Here is a 19,951-nt window from a genome sequence, read left to right as displayed (position 1 = left end):
ATTAGAAACCCTACAGCTTTCGATCTGTAGGGTTTCTTTTTATTATTATATAGAAGGAACAGATTCAATCGTGTGTATCTTAATATCTATGGATTTCCTTATCATAATGATCCGATGCTGGCTTTTGCCGCCAATCATGCTTGTAAACCTACAGGTAAATTTGTGTATCTATCAGCAACGCCACCCCAGGCACTTCAAAGAGAAGTAATGAAGGGTACAGTAGGACATGCAAGGGTGCCTGTAAGATTCCATGGTCATCCACTACCGGTACCGAAGCGGGTCTCGTTGAAATCGTTAGCACAATGTATTCATAAGCCGATAGGGTTGAAGCCACTTTTCAAAGAACTGAGGCACTCTCTTGATCGAGGTGCGCAGATATTTGTATTCGTTTCTCGCATTCGTCATATTCAGCCCTTAGTAGAGAGGCTCAGACAGGAATTCAATGCAATTGTGGTGGAAGGAACCTCATCCGTAGACCCATTACGTGGAGAGAAAGTGATGTCCTTTCGGGAGACAACCATCCGCTTACTCGTGACTACAACCATATTGGAGAGGGGGGTGACAGTTCCAAAGAGTGATGTATATGTGGTTGATGCAGATAGTGACTTATTCGACGAATCCTCCCTTGTGCAGATGGCTGGAAGAGCAGGTCGATCCTCTAGTGACCCTGCGGGAGCGGTAGTCTTTGCGTCATCGGAATGGACACGTTCACAGCGTAGAGCAATTAGTCAAATTAAGACCATGAACCGCATCGCGGGGAAAAAGGGATATTTACATAAGCGGAATAAAAAAGTGGACATTTATATGGCTCAATCTAAAAATTAGTGGTTGACAGAGAGAAGCCTCAGAGGAGTTTTGGAGGAATGTGGACAAGCGGAGCGTTCACCTTTAAAGGAGGATTTCTACCTTGTTCAATTCAATTCAAGAAATCCTTCTTTAACAGTGAGGGTAACATCCTCCAAAACGTAACGCTGTTTCCACTACATTTTATTTTCAATCGCTGATTTTGGTTTTGAGATGATAAATAAGGAGGAGGAATAGTGAGCTATATTCATCGATTGATAGACGGGCTGCATGGATTGTTGGCTCCACCGGGTGATATTTGTCTGGTTTGTGGAAGGAGGACAAAGATATCGAAAGAGTATGCAGGGATCTGTACCTCGTGTGCGGCACGGATCCCATGGATAAGTAATCCAAGATGCCGTTATTGCGGCAGAGCTTATGGCTGTCCTGACTGTATTAGGAACGGGGAAATGGAGCGGTCCTTTGTGTGTAATCGGAGCGCAGTTATGTATAATGAATCTATGAGGGAAATACTCGCGCAGTATAAGTATAGAGGGAATGAGAAGTATAGTACCGTACTCGTCTCTATGCTTAGTCATGCGTATAGACTTCTGTTGCATGAAGTGTTCACTTCTAACTCTAGAACAACAAAGCATGGACCATTTGATGGCGTCATTTATGTACCGGTAAGTTCTATTAGACTTGCGGAACGGGGATTCAATCAAGCAGAGCAACTTGCCGCCGGATTAGCAACTGAACATCGAATTCCCCTGATGTCGCTACTGGAGCGCAAGGAGCACACGGAGAAACAAAGCTTCAAAACAAGGCAGCAACGAATTAATTCCATGCAACAAGCGTTTATTACGAATACTTATGTCGTAGAGGACCTAGCAAGACACTGGTTACACACTCAGCAACATGATGTAGAACAAAGAGCAAATGCAGCGATGCAATTATTACTAATAGATGATATTTATACAACGGGTAGTACAATCAATGCTTGTGCTACTGTAGTAAAGGACTCTTTCTTACAACTTGGTGTTCTTGTCGAAATTTATAGTCTAACCTGGGCACGTTCTTAGACATATACAACATAATATATGTGTTTTCTTCCCAAGAAAGGGTAGACTTAGATAGCGGGAATAATGTAATCTAATGCTATAAATCAAATCGTAGAATCACGGATCAAGGGGGCGCTGAAGATGAATCTTGGGAATTGTCCGCGTTGTGGTAAACTGTATGCTACCAATTTAAGAGATATGTGTACGAATTGCTTCAAAGAAATAGAGACTGAGTGTCAATTATGTACTGATTATCTTCGTCATCATAGAGGGGCGACGATTCATGAAGTATCGGAGGAAACTGAGGTCACAGTTAATAGGATAACTAGATTCATTCGTGAAGGACGCATTTCTATTATAGATGCGCCTAATTTAGCTGTTCCTTGCGAAGTGTGTGGTGCCTCTATTCGCGAAGGACATATGTGTGATTCTTGCCGGGCTCGTCTGACTAGAGAGTTCAGTGAGGCTGGGAACGAAGAACAGAATAAGGATTACAGAAGTAAATCACCAGGTCAAGGGGCTTATAGTGCCTTGGATAAATATAATAAATAGTGGACCACAGACTTAAATATGTTGAAATCTATTCATAATATTTCAGTGCTAACCGATAAATGTAGTAAAGAACGTCGGTTATTCTGGTTCAACCTTGACCGATAGTCTTAGTATAGATTATCGGTTATTTATATATTAAGTAAAAGAAAGCTAGGTGGATGTTATGAAAATTAACGAGACCGGACGAATTGGAGCCATTAATTCTTATCAGCGCAATATAGAATCAGGCAGACAGAATGAAGATAAGAAGAGCCGTCGTAAGGATGAAGTATCCATTTCCGCAGAGGCCATGGAAATGTTACAGGCGAGCGATCGTTCTGTGAATAGTGAGCGTGTTGAGAAGATACAAGATTTGAAGCAACAGGTATCAACAGGCACATACAACATCGATAGCGGTAAAATTGCCGAGAAACTGATGCCGTACTTCAAGCAGTTTCCCGAGAACTAGGTGAATGTCATGGGCATAGAACGAATTATTAGTGTTTTAGAGAAATTAGATGTTGAGCATCAAAACTTAATTGAAAGTGGACAACTCAAGAAAATTGCCATAGTAGCTAATGAAATGGAGCAAATCATTTCATTAGTAAATCAAGAATCCAAAATAGTTAAAAAGATCGAGGAGCTCGAAGCAGAACGGCTGCTCTCCAATAATCTCTTTTTAAAAGAGAAGGGTATTAAATCAAATTTGAATCTTAATTTAAATGAACTTTCTAGACTAGTGTTTGAACCTGTAGACAAGGCTCGAATTCAAAAGGTCCAACTTCACTTAAATGAGACTCTAGATAAATTAAAAGCATTAAATGATATAAATCAGCAACTCATTCAGCAGGCGATATCGTATATTGATTTTTCAATGGAACTGCTGAAGGTCTATCCTGAACAAGAAGCTTTTTATCAGCATCCGTCTGACAAGAATCATGGTGGGTTAAATCGTCCGGGTGTTTTTGATACACGTGCATAATTGAGGAGGAACATACATGGCATCAACTTTTCATTCTATTGAAACTGCAAAAAGGAGCTTGTTTACTCAAACAGCTGCGTTGAGTACAACAGGACACAATATTGCCAATGTGAATACAGCGGGTTATTCTCGGCAGGTAGTAAAGATGACAGAATCAATCCCGATGGAAGCTTTTGCTTTCTTACGTTCGACGGCTCCTGGGCAGTTAGGGACGGGGTCGGAATTCGTAGCCATCGAACGTGTGCGTGAATCATTCTTAGATGATCAGTTCCGTAAAGAGAGCTCTTCGCAGGGGGCCTGGGATATCCGTCTTTCTACCTTGGAGAAGTTAGAAGCCACGCTTAACGAGCCTTCAGATACTGGTGTAGCTAAGGTTATTAATAATTTCTGGGATGCTTGGTCTGATTTCAGTCAGGATCCACAAGATATTACGAATCGTAAGATTGTTAAAGAAACAACATTGGCACTAACAGACGCACTTAATCAAATGAGTCGTCAAATGACTGACTTAGAAAGTGATCTGACGAATAGTGTTGATCTCCAGGCTTCAAGCATTAACTCGTTATTGAGTCAAGTGGCTAGCTTGAATTCTAATATCAATAAGATCGAGAGTCTTGGGGATAATGCCAATGATCTTCGTGATCAGCGTGATTATGCTATGGATCAATTGTCCAAGTTAGCTAATGTCCAAGTAGCTCCATTAGAGGCGGGTTACCAAGTAACGCTAGCGGGGCAAGTTGTCGTTAATGGAGCTACGGCAACTCCCATAACTGCAGCAACGCTTCAGACAGGGTATGAGGATGGCACTTTAACGGGTGGAGAGACTTATGGAACACTTTATTCTAGGGATGTCTATGTTGCAGATTATAAGAACCAATTGAATCAACTGGTTAATACTTTGGCAAATGGTGAAGTCGAAATCAAGATTCCAGCCGGTACTGTTCTGCCTGAGGGAACTATATTAAACAATGTTACTTACAGTGATGCTAACAACAACAGAAAGATAGGGAGTGAGTTGACGGTTACAGTCAAAGGTATCAATGGCTTGCATAAGCTCGGATATACTTTGGCTGGAGCTTCGCCCCAAGCTGGCGGTGATTTCTTCGTTTCCAAAGATGGCTCGGCACTTTCAGCAGAGAACGTCACATTAAGTCAGCTTATTCAGGATGATCCGAATAATATTGCTTCTTCCATGCGTACAGACGGGACAGGGGTTGATGAAAAAATCGTTGTGGGTAACAATTCTTTGGCGCTTCTTATGTCTGGACTAAAGAGTGGCAAATTTGATTTTGGGACAGCTTTCTCCAAGCCGGCTAGCATTGATGACTTCTTCACCTCCATCGTTGGACAGATCGGGGTTGAAAGTAAAGAAGCAGAAAGACAAGTACAGAATGCCGTATTATTAACAGATCAAGTAAATGCAAGTCGGCAATCTGTAAGTGGTGTTTCTTTAGATGAGGAAATGAGTAATTTGATTAAATATCAGCATGGTTACAGTGCAGCTTCGAGATTCCTGACTACAATCGATGAATTATTAAATAAGCTGATTAACAATACGGGAGTCGTGGGTCGTTAATTAATAAGGGGGGTTAAATGATGTCTATTCGTGTCACTTCTAACATGATGAGCACACAGTTACTTAGCAATCTTAATCGTAATAATTATAGTATGAATAAGATGGAGAACCAAATATCTACGGGGCGCAAATTAAATAAACCTTCCGATGATCCGGTGGGTGTAACTTATGCACTTCGATATAGATCTGATCTGGCTTCTAACGAACAGTATCAGACCAGTACGGATGCTGCAATTGGTTGGTTAGATACAACCGATTCCAACATGACTCAAGCCAATGATGTAATGCAACGTGTTAAGGAATTAACTATTCAGGCAGCAACTGGAACTGTACCCCAAACTGGGTTGGACGCTATTAATCAAGAAATCAAAGAATTGAAACAACATTTAGTTGATATTGGTAATACGCAAATACGGGGAAAATCTATCTTCAATGGTCAAAAATATGATCAGATCCCTTATCAACTTTCAGATACAGTAACTAATTATGCTGATATTGATGCAGATAAAGATGCTGTTGAATATTCAATTAGTGATGAGGTTACCTTCCGCATTAATACTTCGGGTAGTGATTATTTTGGAACTAGTGGTGAAGCGGATAATGTGTTTAAGGTGTTGGATAATATTTCAGCGGCTTTAGCCAGTGGGAGTTACACTGATATTAGTGCGCAAACGGCTAATCTAGATTCTAGAACAATCAAGATGCTAGGTTGTCAGACAGAGGTTGGAGCTCGTACGAATAGAGTGGAATTAGTACAGAATCGCCTAACTGATACTAATCTGAATTTAACGACGTTACAATCGAAGACGGAAGATGCTGATATTGCGAGCTTGCTGATTCAAGCAACTGCAGCTCAGACAATATACGAGGCCGCTCTGAAATCTTCGGCAACGATTATGTCCACAAGTTTAATGGATTACATGTGATAATAAATTCGATTGAATATGGAAACAAAAGAGCTATGGGGATGTTATGATCCATAGCTCTTTTGTTTCATAAACTATGGAGGCTTTGAATATGGAGAAACATATAGGTGTTGTTACTTTCCCTAAGGGATTACCTGGGTTTGAACAGTTAAAAGAGTACACTGTGCAACAACATAATGAATTATTTGGGAATTTGATTTCGGTAACCGATGAATCCGTTGCATTTATCATTGTAAATCCGTTTGATTTCTACCCCGACTACGAATTCGATGTACCCGATGGGCTTCTTGAAGAGATTGAGATCACAAGTCGTGACGAGGTAAACGTCCGTTGTATCGTAACATGGAATAGTGACCGCAATAAGGTGACACTGAATTTACTTGCTCCTATTATTATTAATTCTGTGAAGCTATTTGGTAAACAAATTGTGTTACAGAATGTGCCGTACACAACAAGGCAATTACTATGGGTTAATAACACTACTGATTCTGAAGGTGGTGAGGATTAATGCTGGTTCTATCACGCAAAAAGGGAGAAAGTGTCGTTATTCAGAATGATATCGAAATTACTGTGCTGTCAGTGGAGGCGGATACAGTGAAGTTAGGAATTTCAGCACCTAAATCAATAGATATCTATCGTAAGGAGATATTTGAAGCTATCCAGCAGAATAATCTAGGGGCTGCAATAGACGTTAAGCAACTCGAGAAACTAATGGATGGTTTATCTGAGTAGACTCGAAATAAGCCGAATAAAAAATAAATAATAAATAAATTGGCGAAAGCTATTAACATTTAGATATAAAGCGTCGATATATATATTAGAGCGATAAACCTTCAGGGCGGCCGACCGGTGAAGACGCTAATACCACATGGATGTGGGAATAAACCAAATTCAAGGAGGAAATTATAATGATTATCAATCACAATATTCCAGCACTAAATACACACCGTAACTTGGGTCTAAACACTACTGCAACAAGCAAGAACATGGAGAAGTTGTCTTCCGGTCTACGTATTAACCGTGCGGCTGACGATGCTGCCGGGTTGTCAATCTCCGAATCCATGCGCGGTCAAATCCGTGGTCTAGAGCAAGCTCAACGTAATACTCAAGATGGTATCTCGTTTGTTCAAACTGCTGAAGGTGCAATGAATGAAGTAAGTTCTATGCTAACTCGTATGAAAGAATTGAATGTTCAGAATACGAGCGGAACTTACAGCGCAAATGACATAGCTAATATCGGTGAAGAGTTGACTCAACTTAGTGCTCAGATTACTGATATTATGAATAACACTAAATTTAACGGAATAGCCATTACTGCGGGTGCTACAATTACAACTAATGACTCAGGCGGTTCCATTGCAATCGGTACTATTACTACTGCTAGCTTTACAGCTTTGTCATCTGCTTCAACGTTAACAGAAATTGAAACTGCAATCACTACTGTATCTACCGAACGCGCTAAGCTTGGTGCTGTTCAAAACCGTTTGGAGTATACTTCGAACAACTTAGGTACAACAGTAGAAAACTTGTCTGCTGCTGAATCCCGTATCCGTGATACGGATATGGCTAAGGAAATGGTTCAATTGTCCAAGAACAATATCTTGTTGCAAGCATCACAATCTATGCTTGCGCAAGCGAACTCTGCACCACAAGGTATTCTATCTGTACTTCGTTAATCTTCAGTTTCTTCAAAGAGGCCTTGAATTTCAAGGTCTCTTTTCTTTTTTTCTTCTACTTCATAAACCAGCTTTATTTTCCGATATAAATAGTAACAGCTCTGAAGCGAACATAATGATTATTTAAATACATATAAGGAGGAGCAATCTGTGGAAAATAGAATAATATCAGGAAACAGGTCGGATATGGGCGCCAGGAATGTCTCACCAGCAAAGAGTGGCAGTGAAGACATCATCTTGGGTTCTCCAGTAATAAACAGTACTGAGCCAACCATAGCGGTCGCTAGTTTACCGCGGGGAAATGAACAAGAGATTATTCAACAACTAGAGGTGGCTATTCGGGCGGTACAGGGTCCGGAAAAGTCATTTGAGATATCAGTTCACAAGGAAACACGTGCAGTTATGGTTAAAGTATTCGATAAGCAGACGGGTGATCTGATTCGTGAGATTCCTTCCGAGAAAATATTGGATGTCGCAGCAAATATGATGAAATTGATCGGGCTTATTGTTGATGAAAGAGTATAAAGGTAAATGGGGGGATTATAATGACAATTAGAATTAGTGGTTTGGCTTCAGGCATGGACGTTGATGCCATGGTAAAAAGTCTTATGACAGCGGCGAAGTCTCCGTTGAACAAGCTGAATCAGCAGAAACAGCTAACCGAATGGAAGCGCGAGGGTTACCGTCAGGTAAGTACGTCGTTAGTTAGTCTTAATGAGAAACTGACAACATTTAGTCTTAGCAGTTCAATCAATTCCAAGAAAGCTACGGTTACTGGTGCATCCAATATAACTGCCACGGCTACAGGGGCAGCTACGAACTCAGTTTTGAATATTATTGTTGGAAATGTAGCATCTGCTTCTTCTGTGGTATCAACTGGAGGAACAGCTGGTGCAACTAAGATTTCTGAAATGTACTCTGGTACAGAGACTAGTATTACGATTGGTACAGGAAAGATTGATTTCACAGCAGACGAAACAATTGCTTCTCTGGTTAGTAAAATTAATAATGATAAGTCGACGGGGGTTACTGCAGTATACGATGAGTTAACTGGTAAAATGTCTCTTACTAATAAAAAGACGGGAGCTTCTGAAATTCAAATTTCAGGAGATCTACTCACTAATATTGGAATAACAACGGGTAATGTAGACAAAGGTAAAGATGCCACAGTAACTATTAACGGTTTGGTAACCAAACAGTCCTCTAATACATTCACCGTCAATGGGGTAGCAATTTCAATAAACGGAGTGACATCAACAGGACAGACATCGCAGATTCAAGTGACTCAAGATGTAGACAAGATGGTTGATACCATTAAATCCTTCGTAGAGTCCTACAATGCAACAATCGCCACACTAAACCAGAAGACATCAGAGGAGCGCTATAGAACGTACTTGCCGCTAACGACTGAGCAAAAGGCAGATATGAGCGATGATGAGATTACGCTTTGGGACACGAAAGCAAAGAGCGGTATGCTGAGAAGCGATTCGATTGTCACCAAAACGCTGAGCGATATGAGAGCCGCTCTTATAACGGATGTGGTCTTGCCCGATGGTAGCAAAATCAACATCACGCAAATTGGCATTACAACTGGGAGTCATAGTGAAAAAGGTAAGCTGATCATTGATGAGACTAAGTTACGAGCTGCACTTGAAGATAATCCGGAGAATGTATATGCTTTATTCGGGCAAACAGATACTTCGAATAAAACAGATTACACCTCGAGTGACGGTATCTTTAATCGGTTGAAAAAAATCGATTCTGCTACCCTGACATCATTGTCTGATAAAGCAGGGACATCCAAATATAGTAGCGATCTAACAACTGCGTTTCTTGTTGCAAGCCAGATGGGGGACCAGATAAGAAACTTTGATACACGTATTACGGAAATGAATAGACGGCTAAGCTTATTGGAGACTCGTTATTACAATCAATTCTCAGCAATGGAAACAGCGATTAATAGGTATAATAGTTCATCATCCAGTTTGACGAGTATGCTATCTTAAAGTAAGGGAGAGAATTCTTTTGATTACATCACCCCACCAAAAATATCAACAGACTCAACTACACACTGCTCCTCCGGCTCAACTTCTGCTGATGCTTTATGATGGCGCGATTCGTTTTGTGAGGATGGGTGTCTCTGGGATCGAAGAACGGGATTTAGAAAAAGCAAATACCAATTTGTGTAAAGCTCAGGCCGTTATTCATGAATTGATTGCTGCTCTGAATTTTGATTACCCGATCGCTAAGACACTTTCTCAGGTCTATGAATATATGATTCACCAACTAATTAATGCTAATTTGAAAAAAAATAAAAAACCTGCATATGAGGTTTTGTCCTATTTACTGGATTTACGAGAGGCGTGGGATACGGCAAACAAATCTTTAAATGCCAATCCAGAGCAAGTCGAATGAGTGCTATGAAAAAGTATATAACTGAACTGGAAGAGCTGACTGCAGCACTGTTACAGAGAATTGAAGAGGTAGGTTATGAAGAACTTGCTATGTTCTCTGAGCAAAGAGCGCGGATTATCCTTCATATGGAACAGGATCAAGCAGTTTTTGCAGCAGAGGATGAAGAGCGCCTTCGTAAGTTATGCGGGTATGATGAAGTCATACTCTCGACAATGAACTCTTTGAAGCAGGAAGCCAGCGAATGGCTACTGAAGCAGGGAGCGATCAAAGAACAAAAGACAGCATATGGTGCGAATTATGATATGGAGAGTTTGTTTGTTGATCATAAGAAATAATATAAAGGTTGGGTTTGTTAGAATGAAGCGACTTAGCGTATGTTTGATTGTGAAAGACGAAGAAGAGCTACTACCCCGATGTTTAGATAGCGTAACGAGGTTAGCTGATGAGATTATAATCGTCGATACGGGTTCTACAGATCGGAGCAAGGAAATTGCTGGAGAATATGCTGCGAAGTTGTTTGAATACACATGGTCTAATGACTTTGCCGCCGCCCGCAATGAGTCGCTACGCCATGCCTCAGGAAAGTGGATATTGGTGCTAGATGCGGATGAATACTTGGCTGAAGATGAATATGACAGATGGAATGAATTTCTGAATAGGGAGAAGCCTATTGACCATCTTGCCTATACACTGCCTGTAATTAATTTTATAGGAGAGAAAGAATTTCAGGATGAGATTTCGACATCACCTGTAACTAGGTTATTCCCTAATTTCAAGGGAATTTACTTTGAACGACCGATTCACGAGCAATTAACGAGAGGTCAGCAGGGAGAACTTTATCAAAAGAAAGTTGCTCTGAATATTTATCACACAGGATATCAAATTCAGCGAGTGACAGAGAGAAATAAGCATGAGCGAAATATGTCGATCTTTAACGAGATGAAGAAACACGACAGTATGAGTGATTATGATTGGTTTACACTGGGAAATCAGTATCGTTATGCAAAGGATGACGAAGAGGCCATTCGTTGTTATGAACAGGCATTAAAGGAAACGAACCCTAATTCAGCTTGGTATCCTCACTGTCTGGTCGGACTTATAAATCTTTATTTCACACAGCATCGATTGGAGCTCGTCGAGCAATGGACTAATAATCTACTAACTAAATTTTCTGACTATGCTGATTATCATACAATTAAGGGCATTCAGTATGAAATAATGGGATTCTTCGAGCAGGCTGTCGCCTGCTACCTTGAAGCGGTAAAGATTGCTGAACAACGGGCAAGTAACAATCAGGAAATTTGGCTAGTCGAACCTACGTATAGCTTTGAGACACCTGTGTTGCAACTAGTGGAATTATACTTCCAGTTTAACGACAATCAACAGGCTATATATTGGTTATCCAAATTGCTTCATAAAAATAAAAAAAATAAACAAGTGATGTTAAAATTGATAGAGTGGCTATGTCAGAATGAGAGCCCAGTTTCAGTAATCAGCTTGTTGAACAAAATATATGATATTCATGATAAAGCCGATTGTAATCTGTTATTTAAAGTGTCACTTGTGCTTGGACAGGCAGAATTAGTTCGATATTATGTGGAACTTATGGGATCATTGGTGGATCTCAGTCTGCTGGATCAAATGCGTTTCGCTGTTATTACGGATAATAAAGAGGCCTACTTGGCATTGTCATCTTCTAGTCAGGAGGTTAGTTTGGATAGCCAATTGCATCTGTGGGTTCAAGCGACTGTCGGAGCAATACACTGGGACAATAACTCTAAACTTCTAGAAATTGAAACGATGTTACAAAATGATGAGATTTCTATGCTGACTCAACTCATTGTATCTATGACTTCTGAGGAGCTTATTATAGATGAACAAGATCTTAAAGCTCATTCAAGATCTTTATTTTTAGTAGCTAAACAGTTATTCTTAATCAAAGATTTCGAGAAATTTGATCAGTTTGTAAATGTCATGAGATCATCTGAATTGATTAATCAGTTGGCTAATTATTTCTATAAGTTAAATTTGACGGAGATGTCCTTGAATTATTACGCTATACTGCTGTCGGAACAACAGCTAGATTTCACTAGCTTGGTGAATTTGGGAAGGTATCATGAGAATCATCAATTTTATGAGGAAGCTGTGGAATTTTTCAGTGAAGCTGTGAAGCTACAACCCTCCGCTAAGAATCTCTATTATTCTTTAATCCACCGTGCTAACAGCCAGATGAAACCTAATTATATTCGAGAATTGATTGCGGAATTTCCGCAGTATACGAAAATTACATTCGTACGAAACTTCCTGGATCAAGAAAGAGAAACAATAAAATAGATGAATATCAACAAGGGCAAGTCCGTATTATAGACTCGCCCTTATTTGCTGTGAATCGATTAACTATTACTTTTGATAGACTACTTGGCCAATAGGGATTTAATTCGTCGAACGTACCGGCCCAGTCATCGTCATGACAAACACATCAATATTTAAGTTCTCGATGTCAGTCTGTTTTTGCTCCCAGCGCTGTTCGGGAATCACCTCATCCATATATTTTTATAGTTTCGAGCAAATGCCTATTCACCCGGTAGTATCCTTATGGATCGTCGTAAATAGAGTTCATTTATAAATTTCATATCAATGAATATACAAAATACAATCTTATAAGACCGGATTGAAATGGTAATATCCCGTCAAGGTTCGCTCTTAATCCATGTTAGCATGGGGTGAAAACGAACTTGAGGGATATTTTTCATGAGGAAGAGGTGTGAAGGGTTTTAGATTATTCAACTTGCGATTCTAGTAGTGTGAAAATAGTAGCAAGCATTTTGAAAATTCACAAAAATAGCGAGGATAATCCATTTTTTGAAACTATATTTTTATACTTACAAAACCGATATTGATTATATAGTATATGTAGTGAAGACACAGTGTCTTCCGAAATGCAGAAGGGAATAAGGAGCAAGTATATGAACTCTACTTTAAGAAATAGTGAGATAAAAGGAAAATTAAGGGAAGTTATAAAAGAACTAGTGGATAGCGGTAAGATACCGGAAGCAAAGCATTTAATTCACGAGTATAGAAAAGTATATCCTAATAGTATAGAGATATTCTCTATCGAAGCGGTTATTGCATTAATGGAAGGTGATTTATCAGGTGCTGAGCAAGTATTAAGAATGGGACTTGTTTTAGATGGGAACAATTCAGATTTATTATTTAACTTTGCATATTTATGTGAGATGAAAGGACTATTTGCTGATGCAATTGATAATTATCTTAGGGCTAGAGAAAACGCTGATGATGAGCTGAAACATAAAATAGACGAGATAATAGTAAATATAAAGAAAATAAAAATTGGCTTATTGCATAATACCGGGGAATCTCTATCTATAATAAATCCTAAAGTAAGTGTAGTTATTCCAACCTATAATATGAAAGAGTATTTAAAGGAAACCATTGATAGTATATTAATCCAGGATTTTGAAGATATAGAGATTATTGTAGGTGATGATTGTTCCTCAGATGGCACAGATGAAATGATGAAGCAGTATAAGTTTAATTCTAAAATTCGATATATTCGGAATGAAATTAATCTGGGAGCGAAAGTGAATTGTCAATCGTTGTTATATGAGCATGTACGTGGAAAGTATGTTTTAGGAATTAACCATGATGATTATTTGATTAAACATGACTATATTAGCCAAGCGGTAATCTTTTTAGAAGAAAACCCAAGTGTGTCTCTAGTATTTGCAAATGTAAAGCAATTAATTATGGAAACGGGACAAATAAGTACACCTACAATAGATATTCAGAAAGTTACTAACGGCATAGAATATTTTTTGAATTACCAGACAAACAATTACCCGCATATTCCTAGCACATTAACTTCAATCTACCGAATTGAGGATGCTAAGAGAATGGGGTGTCTATTAGAAGAAACATTAAGTCAAGATACATTTTTGTATTTAAAGTTGATGTTGATTGGTGATATTGGCTTTATCCATGACCATGTAGGGGTTTATCGAGTGCACGAAAAAAGCTTGAGCTTCAATATGCCTTTGGATAAGGATGTACCTACTATTGAAGAGTTTGAGCGTCTCCATTGCTTTGGAGTCACAAAAGGGTTAGACGTAGAACAGATGGAGCGTTGGTTGCTACAAAGAGTATATCAATATGTTCTGTGGAGATTTTTTGCTATTTGGAGAATAAATCGGAAATCGGCATTAGAGCTGTTGATGGGTCTTTCAAATCGATATCTTGAAGTATATGATCAAATTATTTCTAATTTACAGTGGGTAAATAAACGATAATGTAAAGGGGAAACTACATGATATACGTTTCAAAGCCCTATTTGCCTAATGAAGCGAAGTTTAATTCTTATGTTTCACATATCTTTGGCACGGGAATACTAACAAATCATGGTGAGTTAGTATTGGAGTTAGAGAAAAGACTAGCTGAATATTTAGGAGTTGAAAATGTTTTACTGGTATCAAATGGTACCCTTGCCTTAAATGTTGCGTATAAATTGTTGGATTTAAAAGGTAGCGTTATAACAACTCCTTTTTCTTTTGTTGCTACTACTAGCAGTTTAATTTGGGAAGGACTACAGCCAATTTTTTCGGATATTGATGAGAACACGCTGAATATGAATACAGGAGAAATAGAAAATAAGATTTCAGATTCAACTTCAGCTATTGTACCGGTTCATGTGTTTGGTAATGGATGTCAAGTTGAAGAGATTGAAGCTATTGCAAAGGCTAATAACCTTAAGGTTATTTATGATGCTGCACATGCTTTTGGTGTTCAGTATAAAGGACAGAGTATATTGAATTATGGTGATATTGCTACACTTAGCTTCCATGCTACAAAGATCTTTCACACAATAGAAGGTGGAGCATTAATTATAAAGGATAAGAAATTATACCATAAGGCAAAAAAAATGATAGATTTCGGCATTGATGGGCCGGATAATATACGTTTTCTTGGTATAAACGCTAAGATGAATGAATTTCAAGCCGCAATGGGGTTATGTGTACTTGATGACATGGAGGAAATACGTAAAAAGCGTCAAGAGGTATATGAAAGATACGAAAAGTCTTTTAAATTAGAACCACGAATCAAATTACAAAAGCATAACGCGAACTGCAGCAATAATTATAGTTATTTTCCTATAGTACTTGAAGATGAAAACCTCATGTTACGGGTAAGAGAATTTTTAGCTCAGGAGGAAATTATACCGCGGCGTTATTTCTACCCATCTTTAGATAGACTTGAGTATTTAGAATCCGAGCCTATGCTGGTTTCTGGTTCTATATCGAAGAGAATACTCTGTTTACCACTGTATGATTCTTTGGATTTGCTGGACCAAAAGCGTATTATCCAAACTGTAAAAGAGGCTTTGTTATGAAAATTGCGATAATGCAGCCTTACTTGTTTCCATATATAGGGTATTTTCAGTTGATAAATTCTGTTGACAACTTTGTTATTTATGATGATGTTCAATATATAAAGGGAGGATGGATTAATAGGAATAGGATATTACTTAATAAAGATTCACATCTATTTTCTTTTAGTGTGGAACAAGCCTCTCTACAATTAAACATAAATAATAGAATATACTCACCAAAATTGAACATGGAAAAGGAGAAATTTATAAAAACTTTACAAACAGGGTATAAGAGGGCTCCATATTGCAATGAAGTAATAGGCTTAATAATAAAGATCTTTAATTCAACAGACAATAATGTGTCATCATTTAATGCTAATCAGTTAAAGGAAATAGCAGATTATATAGGAATTAAAACAAAGTTACTATTCTCATCTGAAATAATAACATCAAAGCAGCTTGCAGCGGAGGATCGGATTATAGATATATGTAATTCGTTAGGAGCAGATCAATATATTAATCCAATAGGTGGGCAAGACTTATACTCAAAGGATCACTTCTCAAACGCAGGAATAGATTTAAATTTCTTGAAAACAAAAGATATTTTCTATCAACAACTTGATAATGATTTTATTCCCTTTTTATCAATTATTGATGTATTAATGTTTAACTCAAAAGAAGAAGTAGTAAAAATATTAAATGAATATGAGATGATTTAATTGAAAGAAATAGGACGACTCATAAGGAGATATAAATGAAAAAAATTATTGTAGTAGGAGGGACTGCCTCGTTAGCTACTTATTTGATTCCTAGATTATCAAGAGATCATCAAGTTGTTACTATGGGTAGGGGGAATTGTGATTTATACTGTGACTTGACTGATGAAGCGGAATCATTTGTAGTTCCTGAGGGAACAGATGTGATCATTCATGTTGCAGCAAGTTGGGGGAGCAATACAGACAAAGGAATAATAAATACTGAGGTGGTAAACTCTTTAGGGACATTGAAGGTTTGTATGGCAGCCTATAAAGCGAAAGTTAAACACTTTGTACTTATTTCTTCAATGTCTGTAGCTGTAGATAAAGATTCTCTATATTACAACCACTATGCTATATCTAAAAGACATTCAGAAGAATTAGCGGAGTTCTATTGTAAAGTTAAAAGTTTACCCTTAACAATCTTGAGACCGTCTCAAATATATGATTCCAAAGGATATTTCCGCAAACATCAGCCCTTATTCTATCTAATTGCTGATCGTGCTGAGGTTGGTAGAGATATTATGCTATATGGAAGTAAAGATGCTTTGAGAAACTATATTCATGTTGACGATTTGACAGAGATTATTAGCTGTACTGTCAATAAAGAATGTCTGGGGGAATTCTCTTGTACTAACCCCAACAATGTTAAATTGACTGAAATAGTTCATGCAGCTTATAAGGCATTTAACAAGCAAGGAAATATTATTTTTCAAAAAGAAAAGGATGATATACAAGATAACGTTTTCCCAAATGATACTTTTTTATACGATAAAATTGAATTTCATCCGCAAATCAATATAAACGATGGCATGAAAATGTTGAGTAATTATAGAAAAGAGCAAATTTTATGAAAACAATACTTGTTTCTGGAGCCAGTGGAATAGTTGGTTATGGAATTTTACGGTCTTTACGTGAAAACGGAGAAAACTATAAGCTCATTGGTACATCGATTTATGAAGATTCGATAGCACCGGCATTTTGCGATATATTCGAACTGGCCCCCCCTACCAGTGACAGTAACTATATAGATTGGCTGTGCAATATAATAATAAAGCATAATGTAAATATGATAATCCCTGGAATTGAAGCTGATATGTTCAAATGGGCAGAAATGTACAACGTAATTAGTAACACAAAAGTGAAAGTGCTTTTGAATAAAATAGAACTTATTCAGCTTTGTGGGGATAAATGGACTTTCTATGAAAAATTAATGGAAAATAACTCAAAACTAGCTATTGAATCTCGAATACATGGTAGCTTTGAAGAACTCGTCCATCAATACGGTCTACCGTTTCTATTAAAACCTCGCAGAGGTTATGCTTCAAAAGGAATTGTCAAGGTTTCGTCAGAGGAAATCTTTCTGGAGCATGAGAGAAATCTAGGGGAGAAGTTTATGGCACAGCCTATTATAGGGAATGAAGATGAAGAGTACACTATATCGGCATTTTTTAATAGTAAGTCAGATCTTTGTTGTTATATGGGGTTGAGACGGAAACTGTCACAAGAAGGGTATACTGAAAAAGCTCAAGTATTCAATGTTGATGGGTGTGAGGAATCACTTAGGGCACTGGCAGCTACATTCAAACCCGTCGGACCAACGAATTTCCAGTTTAGAAGACACCAAGGAGTACTCAAGTTACTGGAGATAAATCCAAGGATATCCTCATCGACATCAATACGAGCAGCATTTGGATATAATGAATCATTAATTAGTACGAAATATTTTTTGGACGGGGAGATTCCCATTCAACCTATTATAAAATCTGGAGTAGCTATTAGATATATCGAGGAGTGTGTTTTTTTTGATAGGGATAATTTCTGATATTCATGGAAACTATGTTGCCTTGAAGAAAGTTCTTGAGGCAATAGATGATATGAATATCAATGAAATCTATTGCTTGGGAGATGTTGTTGGTTATTATTCACAAGTAAATGAAGTTTGCGATGAGCTTCGTGCAAGAAATATAAGCTGTGTTATGGGCAACCATGATTGGTACATGGTTGCGAGGAGTTTCTGTACTCGATCAGAGAGTGTTAATGACTGTTTACAATATCAGAAAAAGGTGATTAGTGAGGTGAACTTGGCTTGGCTTTCGACCTTTCCTTTTTATAGGGATATTGATAATCTCCGTATGGTTCATGGAGGATGGAGTAATCCTATTGATGAATATTTAGAGTTTTCAGATGATTATTTCAACAAAGTGGATGGAATCAATTTTGTATCTGGGCATAGCCATGTTCAAAACATTAAATATTTTGGAGATAAAGTGTATTGCAATCCCGGATCAGTTGGACAGCCTAGAGATGGGGATCCAAGAGCAGCGTTTGCGACATGGGATGGTGAATACTTTCAGCTTCATAGGGTCAGTTATGATATTGGAGCAGTAGGAATACTGATGGATGCTGCAGGGTTTAATGGATACTATTATGGTTGTCTTAGAACTGGAGCGAAGAATCTTTGTTATTAAAACTACGGATTTAAAGGGAGAAAACTATGAACGAAGAAGTAAACATGCTAGAAGAGATCAGTAGTTATTATAAAAACGGTGACCTCATGGATGAGATGATAGTGGATAGGGAAGTAAGCTTAATCAAAAATATGGTTCAAAATACGGGTCGGACACTTGAAATTGGTTGTGGTAATGGATATTCTACAGAACGTTTGATCAAGATATTTGATGACTATTACGTTCTTGAACCCTCCCACAAAAATATGGAACTTATGAAGGAAAGATTGGGAACTGAAATTAATATGATTAATGAATTACTTGAAGATTTCCAGACGGATAGAAAGTTCGACCATATCTTGTTTCTTAATGTATTAGAGCATGTAGCTGATCCTATATTATCTTTAGAAAAAATTGGAGAATTATTATCAGAAGAGGGTCGGGTGTTTATTTCTGTTCCAAACTGTATGAGTCTAAATAGAAGAGCAGGATTTGAGATGGGGCTGTTAGAAAGCCACGACCAATTTGCGCCAAAAGACTACCAGGTTGGGCATAGACGACTATATACTGTTGAAATGCTAAAGGAGCATATTGAGAGTGCCAATTTAGAGTTGGAGACAATGAAGGGGGTATTTTTAAAGCCTCTTGCTGAATCACAGATGATGGAACTTGGACTGGATGCGATCAAGGCATTCTATTCTTTAGGAGAAGACATTCCACAATATTGTGCTAATCTTTTTGCGGTAGCTAAGAAAAAGAATTATGAATTTGTATAACGAAAGGCATATTGTCAGTAGGAAAGTAAATATACTTTCCTCTTCAAGTTTGAGTCCGTAAATTAGTACTCCGAATTTGGAACAATACCAACCCACTAGTACTAATCTCATACTACTATGTTGAGTTCCTGTATATCTTTTATGTTGGTTCGGGATTGACATTACGAATATAGAATAATAATTTTGATATAAGCAAGGACAACACCCCGTTTGACACCGCTTCCATCCGATGTTATATTCAAAAAAGTGAGTTAAGCTCACTTCTATTTGAAAACGAAGGGAATGTTTGTGCATGCAAGGTAAAGTGAAATGGTTCAACGCTGAAAAAGGTTATGGCTTCCTAGAAACGGATGATGGAAGCGATGTATTCGTACATTTCTCCGCAATTCAAACAGATGGTTTCAAAAGCTTGGACGAAGGTCAAGCGGTTGAGTTTGATGTCGTTGATGGAGCTCGTGGACCGCAAGCAGCTAACGTCGTGAAATTATAATACATCCGGCATACACAAGGTTCCTGAATGAATTCAGGGCCTTTTTTTGTGTCGGCGTGCCCAGAGGCACGCATTATCTAGTTGGTGAAAGTCCAACCGAAGGAGGGACCAAGCCACCTTCGTAGCTAGGATACCTGCGTATGGCGA

23 protein-coding genes and 1 pseudogene are annotated in these 19,951 nt (G+C 38.2%); 23 read left to right on the top strand and 1 reads right to left on the bottom strand.

All coding sequences use genetic code 11. From position 1 onward, the window contains the following. Positions 1-72: 72 nt before the first annotated feature. The 15 genes from J2T13_RS25205 (at position 73) to J2T13_RS25135 (ending at position 12,284) form a co-directional block, all read left to right on the top strand. Positions 73-825: a helicase-related protein gene (locus tag J2T13_RS25205; RefSeq protein ID WP_429375347.1), complete on the top strand. Its 753-nt coding sequence runs from the start codon at positions 73-75 to the stop codon at positions 823-825. Between the two features lie 215 nt (positions 826-1,040). Next, positions 1,041-1,865, top strand: coding sequence for a ComF family protein (locus J2T13_RS25200; RefSeq protein WP_429375345.1), 825 nt, complete (start codon positions 1,041-1,043; stop codon positions 1,863-1,865). A 120-nt stretch (positions 1,866-1,985) separates the two neighbouring features. After that, the gene (locus J2T13_RS25195; RefSeq protein ID WP_429375343.1) at positions 1,986-2,396 is read left to right on the top strand and encodes a TIGR03826 family flagellar region protein; all 411 of its coding nucleotides are present in this window, start codon (positions 1,986-1,988) and stop codon (positions 2,394-2,396) included. A 163-nt stretch (positions 2,397-2,559) separates the two neighbouring features. Further along, entirely contained in the window at positions 2,560-2,844 is a 285-nt protein-coding gene (flgM, locus tag J2T13_RS25190; protein WP_429375341.1) for a flagellar biosynthesis anti-sigma factor FlgM, read from the top strand. Positions 2,845-2,853: 9 nt separating this feature from the next. Continuing rightward, positions 2,854-3,357, top strand: coding sequence for a flagellar protein FlgN (locus J2T13_RS25185; protein ID WP_429375339.1), 504 nt, complete (start codon positions 2,854-2,856; stop codon positions 3,355-3,357). A 16-nt stretch (positions 3,358-3,373) separates the two neighbouring features. After that, entirely contained in the window at positions 3,374-4,933 is a 1,560-nt protein-coding gene (gene flgK / locus J2T13_RS25180; RefSeq protein ID WP_429375337.1) for a flagellar hook-associated protein FlgK, read from the top strand. 20 nt (positions 4,934-4,953) lie between these two features. Next, a complete protein-coding gene (gene flgL, locus J2T13_RS25175; RefSeq protein WP_429375349.1) occupies positions 4,954-5,859 on the top strand; it encodes a flagellar hook-associated protein FlgL in 906 nt (301 codons plus the stop codon). A 91-nt stretch (positions 5,860-5,950) separates the two neighbouring features. Next, entirely contained in the window at positions 5,951-6,367 is a 417-nt protein-coding gene (locus J2T13_RS25170; RefSeq protein WP_429375335.1) for a flagellar assembly protein FliW, read from the top strand. After that, the gene (gene csrA / locus J2T13_RS25165; RefSeq protein ID WP_429375333.1) at positions 6,367-6,591 is read left to right on the top strand and encodes a carbon storage regulator CsrA; all 225 of its coding nucleotides are present in this window, start codon (positions 6,367-6,369) and stop codon (positions 6,589-6,591) included. Before J2T13_RS25170 ends, csrA begins: the two co-directional genes overlap by 1 nt. A gap of 176 nt (positions 6,592-6,767) precedes the next feature. Next, positions 6,768-7,535, top strand: a complete 768-nt coding sequence (locus J2T13_RS25160; RefSeq protein ID WP_429375331.1) for a flagellin — start codon at positions 6,768-6,770, stop codon at positions 7,533-7,535. A gap of 150 nt (positions 7,536-7,685) precedes the next feature. Continuing rightward, positions 7,686-8,060, top strand: a complete 375-nt coding sequence (locus J2T13_RS25155) for a flagellar protein FlaG (RefSeq protein WP_429375330.1) — start codon at positions 7,686-7,688, stop codon at positions 8,058-8,060. Between the two features lie 20 nt (positions 8,061-8,080). Beyond that, positions 8,081-9,541 (top strand): flagellar filament capping protein FliD, encoded by a 1,461-nt coding sequence (fliD, locus tag J2T13_RS25150; protein ID WP_429375328.1) that lies wholly within the window; start codon positions 8,081-8,083, stop codon positions 9,539-9,541. A gap of 19 nt (positions 9,542-9,560) precedes the next feature. After that, a complete protein-coding gene (gene fliS, locus J2T13_RS25145) occupies positions 9,561-9,950 on the top strand; it encodes a flagellar export chaperone FliS (protein ID WP_429375326.1) in 390 nt (129 codons plus the stop codon). Then, the gene (locus tag J2T13_RS25140; protein WP_429375325.1) at positions 9,947-10,285 is read left to right on the top strand and encodes a hypothetical protein; all 339 of its coding nucleotides are present in this window, start codon (positions 9,947-9,949) and stop codon (positions 10,283-10,285) included. Before fliS ends, J2T13_RS25140 begins: the two co-directional genes overlap by 4 nt. Before the next feature lie 22 nt (positions 10,286-10,307). Further along, positions 10,308-12,284 carry a glycosyltransferase gene (locus J2T13_RS25135; RefSeq protein ID WP_429375323.1) on the top strand — a complete coding sequence of 659 codons (1,977 nt, stop codon included), beginning with the start codon at positions 10,308-10,310 and terminating at the stop codon, positions 12,282-12,284. 100 nt (positions 12,285-12,384) lie between these two features. Here the strand turns inward: J2T13_RS25135 and J2T13_RS25130 are convergent. Next, positions 12,385-12,503: pseudogene (locus J2T13_RS25130) on the bottom strand (glycerol-3-phosphate cytidylyltransferase); the annotation flags it as partial. Positions 12,504-12,916: 413 nt separating this feature from the next. Here J2T13_RS25130 and J2T13_RS25125 point away from each other — a divergent pair. The 8 genes from J2T13_RS25125 to J2T13_RS25090 all read left to right on the top strand — a co-directional run bounded on the left by J2T13_RS25125 (position 12,917) and on the right by J2T13_RS25090 (position 19,804). Beyond that, a complete protein-coding gene (locus tag J2T13_RS25125) occupies positions 12,917-14,257 on the top strand; it encodes a glycosyltransferase (protein ID WP_429375322.1) in 1,341 nt (446 codons plus the stop codon). Between the two features lie 17 nt (positions 14,258-14,274). After that, positions 14,275-15,354, top strand: coding sequence for a DegT/DnrJ/EryC1/StrS family aminotransferase (locus J2T13_RS25120; protein ID WP_429375321.1), 1,080 nt, complete (start codon positions 14,275-14,277; stop codon positions 15,352-15,354). Further along, positions 15,351-16,052: a WbqC family protein gene (locus J2T13_RS25115; protein ID WP_429375320.1), complete on the top strand. Its 702-nt coding sequence runs from the start codon at positions 15,351-15,353 to the stop codon at positions 16,050-16,052. The genes J2T13_RS25120 and J2T13_RS25115 overlap by 4 nt, the downstream gene beginning before the upstream one ends. Before the next feature lie 35 nt (positions 16,053-16,087). Then, positions 16,088-16,942, top strand: coding sequence for an NAD-dependent epimerase/dehydratase family protein (locus J2T13_RS25110; protein WP_429375318.1), 855 nt, complete (start codon positions 16,088-16,090; stop codon positions 16,940-16,942). Then, positions 16,939-17,913 (top strand): ATP-grasp domain-containing protein, encoded by a 975-nt coding sequence (locus tag J2T13_RS25105; RefSeq protein ID WP_429375317.1) that lies wholly within the window; start codon positions 16,939-16,941, stop codon positions 17,911-17,913. Before J2T13_RS25110 ends, J2T13_RS25105 begins: the two co-directional genes overlap by 4 nt. Next, positions 17,894-18,559, top strand: a complete 666-nt coding sequence (locus tag J2T13_RS25100) for a metallophosphoesterase family protein (protein ID WP_429375316.1) — start codon at positions 17,894-17,896, stop codon at positions 18,557-18,559. Before J2T13_RS25105 ends, J2T13_RS25100 begins: the two co-directional genes overlap by 20 nt. 26 nt (positions 18,560-18,585) lie before the next feature. After that, positions 18,586-19,314 (top strand): class I SAM-dependent methyltransferase, encoded by a 729-nt coding sequence (locus tag J2T13_RS25095; protein WP_429375314.1) that lies wholly within the window; start codon positions 18,586-18,588, stop codon positions 19,312-19,314. 292 nt (positions 19,315-19,606) lie between these two features. Next, positions 19,607-19,804, top strand: a complete 198-nt coding sequence (locus J2T13_RS25090; protein WP_429375312.1) for a cold shock domain-containing protein — start codon at positions 19,607-19,609, stop codon at positions 19,802-19,804. Positions 19,805-19,951: the final 147 nt, after the last annotated feature.

The organism is Paenibacillus sp. DS2015 (assembly GCF_050433705.1).
Taxonomy (GTDB): Bacteria; Bacillota; Bacilli; order Paenibacillales; family Paenibacillaceae; genus Paenibacillus_AQ.
This window is presented reverse-complemented; position numbering and strand designations above follow the sequence as displayed.